Source organism: Methylobacterium trifolii (genome assembly GCF_022179685.1).
Classification (GTDB): Bacteria; Pseudomonadota; Alphaproteobacteria; order Rhizobiales; family Beijerinckiaceae; genus Methylobacterium; species Methylobacterium trifolii.
Window position 1 is genome coordinate 1 of the sequence record NZ_BPRB01000337.1, and the last position, 5634, is coordinate 5634.

General features: G+C 71.4%; 6 protein-coding genes. 2 read left to right on the top strand and 4 right to left on the bottom strand.

Features of this window, described 5'->3' with window-relative positions:
- Positions 1–44: 44 nt before the first annotated feature.
- The 4 genes from COGEMETH_RS23825 to COGEMETH_RS23840 all read right to left on the bottom strand — a co-directional run bounded on the left by COGEMETH_RS23825 (position 45) and on the right by COGEMETH_RS23840 (position 3318).
- A complete protein-coding gene (locus COGEMETH_RS23825; RefSeq protein WP_238185162.1) occupies positions 45–917 on the bottom strand; it encodes a tetratricopeptide repeat protein in 873 nt (290 codons plus the stop codon).
- A 326-nt stretch (positions 918–1243) separates the two neighbouring features.
- Positions 1244–2344, bottom strand: a complete 1101-nt coding sequence (locus COGEMETH_RS23830) for a 5-(carboxyamino)imidazole ribonucleotide synthase (protein WP_238185163.1) — start codon at positions 2342–2344, stop codon at positions 1244–1246.
- A complete protein-coding gene (gene purE / locus COGEMETH_RS23835; protein WP_238185164.1) occupies positions 2341–2838 on the bottom strand; it encodes a 5-(carboxyamino)imidazole ribonucleotide mutase in 498 nt (165 codons plus the stop codon). The genes COGEMETH_RS23830 and purE overlap by 4 nt, the downstream gene beginning before the upstream one ends.
- Before the next feature lie 261 nt (positions 2839–3099).
- Positions 3100–3318 carry a YdcH family protein gene (locus COGEMETH_RS23840; protein WP_238185165.1) on the bottom strand — a complete coding sequence of 73 codons (219 nt, stop codon included), beginning with the start codon at positions 3316–3318 and terminating at the stop codon, positions 3100–3102.
- Between the two features lie 157 nt (positions 3319–3475).
- Between COGEMETH_RS23840 and COGEMETH_RS23845 the strand changes: the two genes are divergently transcribed.
- Complete coding sequence (locus tag COGEMETH_RS23845; RefSeq protein WP_238185166.1) at positions 3476–3658, top strand: YdcH family protein; 183 nt, start codon at positions 3476–3478, stop codon at positions 3656–3658.
- Positions 3659–3829: 171 nt separating this feature from the next.
- The coding region (locus tag COGEMETH_RS23850) for an AMP-binding protein (RefSeq protein ID WP_238185167.1) at positions 3830–5634 on the top strand (1805 nt) is incomplete at its 3' end.

Below are 5634 nucleotides of genomic sequence, written 5' to 3' on the forward strand. Positions count from 1 at the left end.
AGGGCAAGTTACAAGGGAAGACCCATTCGGGTCCCGCAGCTATGTCAGTTGAACAGCGAACCCACGCCGCCCTGGACCCGGCCGAGGCCCTGGCGGGCGATCGGGTTGTTGGGGTCGATCACGGAGGCGCGCTGGTAGTTCTCCATCGCCTCCTTGCGCCGGTTCGACTTCTCGTAGGCCAGGCCGCGATAGGCCCAGGAGGTCGCGTCCTTGTTGTTGACGTTGAGGGCCGCGTTGTAGTCCTCGATCGCCTTGTCGTACTGGTTCGTGGCGATCAGGCTCTGGCCGCGGGCGGCGTAGGGCGCGCTGACGAAGGGGTTGCGGTCGATGGCGGCGTCGAAGTCGGCGATCGCCTGGGCTTCCTGGCCCTGCTTCTGCTTGACGAGGCCGCGGGCGTGGTACGCCTCGGCGGATTCCGGCATCAGGCGGATCGCCATGGTGAGGTCCGAGAGCGCCCGGTCGAGGTCGCCCTGCGCCCGCAGCACGTTGGCGCGGCCGATATAGGCGGGGCCGTAGTTCGGGTCGGCCGTGATGGCCTTGCTGAAATCTTGAAGCGCCGCGTCGTTGCGCCCGGTCTGGCGGTAGGCGAGCGCGCGGTTGTTGTAGGCCGAGCCCGAGTTCGGGTCGATCTGGAGCGCCTTGGTGAAGTCGCCGACCGCCTCGTTGAACTGGCCCGCGCGGGCGTAGGCCGCGCCGCGGGTGTTGTAGGCAGCCGCATCGTTGGGGTTGCGCTGCACGACTTCGGTGAGCGAGGCGATGTTGACGTTGGTGGCGCCCGTGGTGTCGGCCTCCAGCACCGCGTATTGCCGCGGGCCGGCAGCACTCCCCACGGTCTCGCAACCGCCCAGCGCCACGCTCGCCAGCGCCAGGGCTCCGAACAGAACCGTCCGCGGTGCCCGCAAGCTCACTGAAGTCATCGCCCCGTTCTCCTCGGCGCGCTGCGCGGCGTCCGCGCAGGCCCGATCCCTGTCATCGACCCGCCCGGCCGACCCGGCCGGACACCGCTCCGGTCCACGTCCGGCCCCGTTCGGCAGTCCGACGGCTGGGGGGACGTTCGCGCATCGCGGTGAACGCCCGCTTAAGGACGGGCGACGATCATCGTGGAAGCGATCGGATGTGGCGAAGGTATGGCCCCCGGCCCGCGGGCACGGCATCGGCCGCCCGAAGAGGCCCGGCGGGCCTCCGGTGTGCTCTCGGGGACGCGGTTTCGGGCCGGCCGGGTCTAACGCCGGGCCCGACTCGGTCAGGGCATCAGGCGGGTGACGTGCCCCATCTTGCGGCCGGGCCGGGCCTCGCCCTTGCCATAGAGGTGCAGGTGGGCGCCGGGCTCGGCCAGCAGCGCCCGCCAGCCCTCCGCCTCGTCCCCGATGAGGTTGCGCATCTCGACCCGCAGGCCGCCGACGCGGGCGCCCTCGCCCAGCGGCCAGCCGCAGACCGCGCGCACGTGCTGGGCGAATTGCGAGGTCAGCGCCCCCTCGATGGTCCAGTGCCCGGAATTGTGCACCCGCGGCGCGATCTCGTTGACTACCAGACGCTCCGCGCCGTCGGCCTCGCGCACCAGGAACATCTCGACGGCCAGGACGCCGACATAGTCGAGGGCGTCGGCGATGCGCCGGGCGATGGCGATGGCCGCCTCAGCGGTCTCAGGCTTCAGGCCCGGGGCCGGCACGCGGGTCAGGGCGAGGATGTGGTCGCGGTGCTCGTTCTCGCACAGGTCGAAGGCGGAGAAGCTCCCGTCCTCGGCGCGGGCGGCGACCACGGAGACCTCGCGCTCGAACGGCACGAAGCCTTCGAGGATCAGCGGCGCGCCGCCGAACTCGGCGAAGATCGCATTGCGGTCGGATTCCCCCTGGGTGCGCAGGATGCGCTGGCCCTTGCCGTCGTAGCCGAAGCGCCGGGTCTTGAGCACGGCCGGCAGGCCGATGGCGTCGAGGGCGCGGGCGAGGTCGTCGGGGGTGTCGACGGCCCGGAACGGCGCCGTGGGGATGCCCAGGCCGTTGATGAATTCCTTCTCGGACAGCCGGTCCTGCGTGGTCGCGAGGGCGGACGCGCTCGGATGCAGGGGGGCGTGCCGGGCCAGCAGGTCGGCGGTGGCGCGCGGGATGTTCTCGAACTCGTAGGTGACCACGTCGACGCTGTCGGCGAAGGCGGTAAGCGCCTGCGCGTCGTCGTAGGGCGCGCAGGTGACGACCGCGGCCGCGTCGAAAGCCGGGCTGTCGGCATCGGGGGCGTAGACGTGGACCTTGAGGCCGTAATTGGCGGCTGCCAGGGCGATCATGCGTCCGAGCTGGCCGCCGCCCACGATGCCGAGGGTGCAGCCGGGCTCGATGGTCTTGCGGGTCACGGTGCGTCGGTCTCCGGCCGTTCGGCCACGGCTGCGGTCTGCCGGGCGCGCCACGCGTCGAGGCGGCCGGCGAGGTCGGGATCATGAAGCGCCAGGATCGCGGCCGCGAGGAGCGCGGCGTTGATCGCGCCGGCCCGGCCGATCGCGAGCGTGCCGACCGGGATGCCGGCGGGCATCTGCACGATCGAGAGCAGGCTGTCCTGACCCGAGAGCGCCTTGGATTCCACGGGCACGCCGAGGACGGGCAGGCTGGTCATCGACGCGACCATGCCCGGCAGGTGGGCGGCCCCGCCCGCGCCCGCGATCACGACCTGCAGGCCCGCCTCGCGCGCGCCCTTGGCGAAGGCCACCAGCCGGTCCGGGGTGCGGTGGGCCGAGACGATGCGGGGATCGTAGGCGACGCCGAGGGCGTCCAGGGTCTCGGCGGCGTGCCGCATCGTCGCCCAGTCGGACTGGGACCCCATGATGACCGCGACCCGGGGCGCCATCGACATCGAACCGATCCCTCTCGGGGTGGCCCGCAGGCCGGTCTCGCCGATTACAGGGGCGCCACGCCCCCCGCAAGGCGAGCGCGTGGTCGATCCAGTGCAATCGCTCCAGGGCGCTTGCACGCGTTTTCCATCGGCCTCAGTCGCCGGCGCCCGCCTCCGCGGGCTGAGGCTTTCGCTTCGCCCTGTGTTGTCCGAGACCGGAAAACCCGCTGCGCGGGGCGCTCTTCGCGCCCGGACACCGCCAGGGCGGCGTCAAACGACGGCTCAGGCGATGATGTCGGGGGTGATCTGGTCCTCGACGTAGGCGATCCGGTCGCGCAGGGTCAGCTTGCGCTTCTTGAGGCGCTGGACCTGCAGCTGGTCGGCCACGACGTTGCGCTCCAGCGCGTCGATGGCGCTGTCGAGGTCGCGGTGCTCCTGCTTGAGGCGGTTCAGCTCCGCAGCGAGATCGGACTGCGCGTTCTCCACCAACTCAAGCGTCATCGTCGCCTTCGGACCCGCACCGCGTTCGCCGGGGAGCATGCGTCAGTGCTCGCTTCGCGGCAAGCTTTCGTGAGGCATACCCACCGGATTGGCTTCGACAGCCGGCTCATCCTGTGGCAGTTTCACCGCGTCGAAACGATGACAGGAGATACGACTCATGTCGCTGCAGACGCATCTGAGCCAGCTCACCCGAAAGCACGAAGCCCTCGAGCGTGAGATTCACGAAGCGATCCACAAGCCTTCGGAGAGTGACCTCCACATTGCCGAGCTGAAGCGACGGAAACTCCATCTCAAGGACGAGATCAACCGGCTCCAGGCCAGCGCCGACACGGTGCACTGAGCGGGCCTTTCGTCCGATTCGACCCTGAACCCCCATCCGCCGCCGCCCCGTGCCGAACGGGGCGGCGGTTTTCGTTTCAGCGCCCCCGCGACGGGCCGGGGCGGCCTCTGCTAAGGCTGGCCGTGAACCGCTCCGGCGCAGGCCGAGGGACGGAGCGCGGAAAGGTACGCCATGGCCTCGCAACACCCCTCGCCTGCCCCCTTGCCCGGACGCTACGGCGAGGTCCACGCGGCCTCCCTCCGCGATCCGGAGCGCTTCTGGATGGCTGCCGCCCGGGCGATCGACTGGGCGGAAGCGCCCACCCGCGCCTTCGACGGCGAGGCCGGGATCTACGGCCGCTGGTTCCCCGACGCCCGGCTCAACGCCTGCCACAACGCCGTCGACCGCCACGCCGAGGGCGGCCGGCGGGAGCAGGTCGCGATCCGCTACGATTCCCCCGTGGCCGGCGAGAAGCGCAGCCTCACCTACGGAGAGCTGCGCGACGCGGTGGCGAGCCTGGCCGGCGTGCTGGCCGACCTCGGCGTCGCCAAGGGCGACCGGGTGATCCTCTACATGCCGATGGTGCCCGAGGCATTGATCGGCATGCTGGCCTGCGCCCGGCTCGGCGCCGTCCATTCCGTGGTGTTCGGCGGCTTTGCGGCCAACGAACTCGCGGTGCGGATCGAGGACGCAGGCCCGAAGGTGGTGCTGGCCGCCTCCTGCGGCATCGAGCCCAACCGCGTCGTCGCCTACAAGCCCCTGCTCGACGCCGCGATCCAGGCCTCGCGCCACAAGCCCGACGCCTGCCTGATCCTCCAGCGCCCGCAATGCGCCGCGAGCCTCGTGGAAGGCCGGGACCGCGACTGGGCCGAGGCGGTGGCAGCAGCCGAGGCCGCGGGCCGGACGGTGCCCTGCGTGCCGGTGGCCGCCACCGACCCGCTCTACATCCTCTACACCTCGGGCACGACGGGGAAGCCCAAGGGCGTGGTGCGCGACACCGGCGGCTACCTCGTGGCGCTGGCCTGGTCGATGACCAACCTCTACGGCGTGGCGCCGGGCGAGACCTATTTCTGCGCCTCCGACATCGGCTGGGTGGTCGGGCATTCCTACATCGTCTACGCGCCGCTGCTGCACGGCTGCACCACGGTGCTCTACGAGGGCAAGCCGGTGGGCACGCCGGACGCCGGCGCCTTCTGGCGCGTGGTCGCCGAGTACGGCGTCGTCTGCCTGTTCACGGCGCCGACCGCGCTGCGGGCGATCAAGAAGGAGGACCCGAAGGGCGCCCGCGTCTCCGGCCACGACCTCGCGCGCTTCCGCACCCTGTTCCTGGCCGGCGAGCGGGCCGACCCGGATTCCGTCGCCTGGGCCGAGCGGGTGCTCGACCGGCCGGTGATCGACCATTGGTGGCAGACCGAGACGGGCTGGCCCATCGCCGGCAACCCGGTGGGCGTCGGGCAATTGCCGGTCAAGCACGGCAGCGCCTGCGTGCCGATGCCGGGCTACGACGTGCAGGTCCTCGACGAGGGCGGCAGGCCGGTGCCGGCCGACACGATGGGCACCATCGCGATCCGCCTGCCCCTGCCGCCCGGATGCCTGCCGACCCTGTGGGGCTCGGACGCGCGCATGCGCGCGAGCTACCTCACCACCTTCCCCGGCTATTACGACACCTCGGATGCGGGTACCCTGGACGGCAACGGCTACGTCACGGTGCTCGGGCGCACCGACGACATCATCAACGTGGCCGGCCACCGGCTCTCGACGGGGGGCATGGAGGCGGTGCTCTCCGCCCACCCGGACGTGGCCGAATGCGCCGTCATCGGCATCCGCGACGCCCTCAAGGGCGAGGTGCCCTGCGGCTTCGTGGTGCTGAAGGCGCAGGTGGAGCGGGCGCCCGCCGAGATCGAGCGGGAGCTGGTCGCCAAGGTGCGCGACGAGATCGGCCCCGTGGCCGCCTTCAAGCTGGCACTCACCGTGCAGCGCCTGCCCAAGACCCGCTC

Coding starts and splice junctions, on each gene's coding strand:
- COGEMETH_RS23825 (WP_238185162.1), bottom strand. CDS start 917: ATGACTTCAGTGAGCTTGCGGGCACCGCGGACGGTTCTGTTCGGAGCC.
- purE (WP_238185164.1), bottom strand. CDS start 2,838: ATGTCGATGGCGCCCCGGGTCGCGGTCATCATGGGGTCCCAGTCCGAC.
- COGEMETH_RS23840 (WP_238185165.1), bottom strand. CDS start 3,318: ATGACGCTTGAGTTGGTGGAGAACGCGCAGTCCGATCTCGCTGCGGAG.
- COGEMETH_RS23845 (WP_238185166.1), top strand. CDS start 3,476: ATGTCGCTGCAGACGCATCTGAGCCAGCTCACCCGAAAGCACGAAGCC.